Below are 4,374 nucleotides of genomic sequence, written 5' to 3'. Positions count from 1 at the left end.
AGTTGAAACATTTGGACAAGATTATTCAGACGTAGAGAAAATGTAATTTAATTTCCTCTAACTATAAAAGTACCTTTCAAATTTTGAAAGGTACTTTTTATATATATTATATATTTTTAACCGCAGTAGTTAAGTTTGGAACTAATTGTTTCTTTCTAGAAACAACTCCTTCAGCAAATACTCCTTGTTGGGCATTTACATTAAAAGCTTCAGATATTAAACTATCATTAGCTTTGTATAGTAAGTAAGAACCTTCTTTGATTATATCTGTTATAGCAAGAACTAACATATCATAATCAGTTGAGTTTATATAAGATAAGAATTGATCTTTCTTAGCAAATATAGAATCAATATCTAAAGTAAATACTTGACCTATACCAACTCTTTTTCCACTCATGTTAAATTCTTTAAAGTCCATATTAACTATTTCTTCTATGCTGTATTCATCTAAAGATGTACCAACCTTGAACATTTCCATAGCATAGCTTTCCATATCAACGTTAGCTATTTTACTTAATTCCTCACAAGCTTTTTTATCCATTTCAGTAGTAGTTGGAGATTTGAATAATAATGTATCAGATAATATAGCAGATAATAAAAGACCAGCTATATGGTGAGGTACTACAACATTATTTTCTTTATACATTTGATATATTATAGTACAAGTGCATCCAACAGGCATAACTCTGAAAGACATAGGAACATCCGTAGAGATACCGCCTATCTTATGGTGGTCAACTATTTCAACTATGTTAGTTTGTTCTATACCATCTGCACTTTGAGCGTATTCATTGTGGTCAACTAAAACAACATTTTTCTTAGTTGGATTTAGAAGATGTCTTCTAGAAAGTAATCCTAATAATTTATTGTTGTTATCAATAATAGGATAAGCTCTTAAGTTCGTACTTAACATAATTTCTTTTACATCATCGGCATAGTCGTTTTCATTGAAGGTAACTAAATTTTGAGTACAAATTATATCGCTTAAATAGTTACATTGATTGATTATGTTAGATGCTTTATAAGTATCAGAGTTAACTGATACTATAGAAACGCCATTTTGTTTAGCAAGAGCTAATAAATGATCAGGTAATTCTGTTTTACCAGTTAATATTAGAAGTTTTACTTTTGTATCTATAGCATATTCAATGATGTCATATCTGCTACCAACTATAGCTATATCTCCTTCTTGTAATATATCCATTACACCTTCTATACTGAACGATAAAGTCACAACTCTACCTTTTATATCATCACTACAATTTACAAGTACTGAACCATCAAGGTTCTTGCATATATTTGATAAAGACGTATGTACCGTACTAAAGTGTTGATGAAGAAGACTTTTAGCTATTTCTTGCATAGTAACTAATCCTAAAAAATCTCCATCATTAGATATAACAGGTAATGTTTTTACTTGTGCATTTTCCATAAAGTTAAAAGCTTCTAGTATAGAAGCGCATGGAGTTAAAGGATTTACCTTATCATAACTTAAATCTTTAACTTGTATTTTTACATTTTCTAAAACCTCAGGTACATTCACTTTAAAGTAGTCTAGTACGTATTGAGCCTCTTTTCGTACTTCTCCTAAAGCATAAGGTATTGCATTTTCACCCAATTGATTTTTTAGGTGCGCTAATGAAATTGCAGAGCATATTGAATCTGTATCTGGGTTCTTATGCCCGAAAACTAATAATGTCATATTTATTACTCCTTTCAGGAAAAAAATTATATTTTTAAATTTAATATGTAATATTTTAATTGCTTATATAAATATATTTGTTAATAACAAAAAATATTATATCAAAAGGAGAGAAAGATATGTTGCAAAAATCAAAAAAAATTAAGAAATTACTTATATTATTACCCATTTTAATCGTAGTAATAACAGGTTCATGTTTCATGTATAAGTTTAAAAGTGATAAAAATATATATAAGGATAATACAAAGGTAATGAATACTATAAGCCAAGTGTTAAATTTAAATACAGTAAAATATAATTATAGTAATATTATTACGGTTAAGAAAGATAAAAGTATAAATGATATAAAGATACCATTCACAGAGAAATCATTTATTATAAAATACAATGGAATAATAAATGGAGGAGTAACGCCGCAGGATATAAAGATAGTTAAAAATACAGGAGATGAAATTTTTATAGAAATAGAAGAGTGTAAAATTCTAGATCATTATATAGATAATGATAATATTTATGTTTATGATGTAAAAAGTTCAATGTTTAATAAATTGGAAATTCAAGAAGTGTTAGATGATATAAATAAATATAAAAAAGAATATGAAGGAAAAGCACTACAAGAAGGGTTAATGAACGAGATTATGAAAACTACAAAAACTAGTATAGAGAATATGCTGAAAAATATAGGATATAAAGAAGTAGTTGTAAGTTTTAAATGATATAAGTGTTAATTAGATAACTAGGATTAAGATTAAATTCTAGTTTTTTCTATTTGTAATGATTCGAATATATGAGGATTAAAAATTGATTTAGAAACGTTGATTAAATTTTAACTAAGTGACCTAAAGAGTAAAATATATACATAAACATGATTTTAAATTATATTAAAAGGTTAGAAAAAAGAATAAATTAAAATGAAAATAAAATAAAAACGTTTTCAAAGAGTGAGATAGATAAAAAAATAACAAAAATTATTGACACATTTAGGCGGTTCGTGTATTATCTAATTATAACAAGTTTGTTAAAAAACTAACGCAGTTTAATATAAATTATAATCATTTGGAGGAACAACACTATGAGTAAAGAAGTAAAAAAAGCTAAAACAGAAGAAGTGAAGCAAGAATTTAGTGTAGAAAACATGATCAATGATTTAGTAGCAAAAGCTAACGTAGCAAAAGAAGCTATGTTAAAGTTAGACCAAGAAGCGATTGATAAAATAGTAGGAGCTATGGCTAAAGCAGGTCTTGATAAGCATATAGAACTTGCTCAAATGGCAATAGATGAAACTCAAAGAGGAATATTTGAAGATAAAGTAACTAAGAATATATTCGCGACAGAATATGTTTATAATAGTATAAAATATACAAAAACAGTTGGAGTTATCGAAGAAAATGAAGAAGAAGGATATATGATGGTTGCAGAACCAATAGGTGTTGTAGCTGGAGTTACTCCTGTTACTAACCCAACTTCAACAGCTATGTTTAAATCATTAATATCAATAAAAGGAAGAAACCCAATAATATTCAGTTTCCACCCATCAGCTCAAAAATGTTCAGCAGAAGCTGCTAAAATATTAAGAGATGCAGCTATAGAAGCAGGTGCTCCAGAAAGTTGTATCCAATGGATAGAAGTACCATCATTAGAAGCTTCAAGTGCACTTATGAATAACAAAGGTGTAGCTTTAATATTGGCAACTGGAGGTCCTGGAATGGTTAAGTCAGCTTACTCAGCAGGAAAACCAGCACTAGGAGTTGGAGCAGGTAATGTACCTTGTTTCATAGAAAAAACTGCAGATGTTAAACAAGCTGTAAATGATTTAATATTATCTAAAACATTTGATAACGGAATGATATGTGCTTCAGAACAAGCAGTTATAGTAGAAGAAGGTATATATGATGAAGTAGTTGGTTTAATGAAAGGATATAACTGTTACTTTGTTAATGCAAAGGAAAAAGCATTATTAGAAAAAACAGTTATAAACCCAGAAACTAATTCATTAAATCCTAACATAGTTGGACAAAGTCCATACAAAATAGCACAAATGGCAGGATTCGAAGTTCCTAAAGATGCTAAAATGTTAGTAGCTGAAATAGGTGGAGTAGGAAATGATCATCCACTATCTAAAGAAAAGTTAAGTCCAGTACTTGCTTGTATAAAAGTTAAGGATGCTAAAGAAGGGGTACAAAGATGTGTAGACATGACTGAGTTTGGTGGATTAGGTCACTCAGCTGTTATACATTCAAACGACGATGCTGTAATATTAGAATTCAGTAATAGAGTAAGAACAGGAAGACTATTAGTAAATGCTCCATCAACTCATGGTGCAATAGGAGATATATATAATGTAAATACTCCATCATTAACTTTAGGATGCGGATCTATGGGTAACAACTCGACTACAGATAACGTATCAGCTGTAAACTTAATAAACATTAAGAAAGTTACTAAGAGAAGAGTTAACATGCAATGGTTTAAAGTACCTGAAAGAATATACCATGAAGTTGGATCATTACAATATTTAGAGAAGTTACCAAACACAAATAGAGTAATGATAGTAACTGATAGAATGATGGTTCAATTAGGATATGTTGAAAAATTAGAATATCACTTAAGAAAAAGAAGAAACCCAGTTATGATAGATGTATTCGCTGATGTAGAACCAGATCCATCTGTAG

3 protein-coding genes are annotated in these 4,374 nt (G+C 28.9%); 2 read left to right on the top strand and 1 reads right to left on the bottom strand.

The annotated features are described in order from the left end of the window. Nucleotides 1–106: 106 nt before the first annotated feature. Nucleotides 107–1,702 (bottom strand): putative manganese-dependent inorganic diphosphatase, encoded by a 1,596-nt coding sequence (locus AC11VW_RS03135; protein WP_484299934.1) that lies wholly within the window; start codon nucleotides 1,700–1,702, stop codon nucleotides 107–109. Between the two features lie 119 nt (nucleotides 1,703–1,821). Here AC11VW_RS03135 and AC11VW_RS03130 point away from each other — a divergent pair, with 119 nt between their 5' ends. Together AC11VW_RS03130 and AC11VW_RS03125 are read left to right on the top strand one after the other, a co-directional pair. Continuing rightward, entirely contained in the window at nucleotides 1,822–2,418 is a 597-nt protein-coding gene (locus AC11VW_RS03130; RefSeq protein WP_484299933.1) for a DUF4230 domain-containing protein, read from the top strand. A gap of 356 nt (nucleotides 2,419–2,774) precedes the next feature. Next, nucleotides 2,775–4,374, top strand: a 1,600-nt coding sequence (locus AC11VW_RS03125; protein WP_484299932.1) for an aldehyde dehydrogenase family protein, incomplete at its 3' end; no start/stop codon positions are given.

This window comes from Romboutsia sp., assembly GCF_056995035.1.
The sequence above is the reverse complement of the archived record's forward strand: the minus strand, read 5'-3'. Positions and strand labels throughout refer to the sequence as shown.

Excerpts from the sequence above, each read along its gene's own strand:
- AC11VW_RS03135 (WP_484299934.1), bottom strand. The coding sequence starts at position 1,702 with ATGACATTATTAGTTTTCGGGCATAAGAACCCAGATACAGATTCAATA.
- AC11VW_RS03130 (WP_484299933.1), top strand. The coding sequence starts at position 1,822 with ATGTTGCAAAAATCAAAAAAAATTAAGAAATTACTTATATTATTACCC.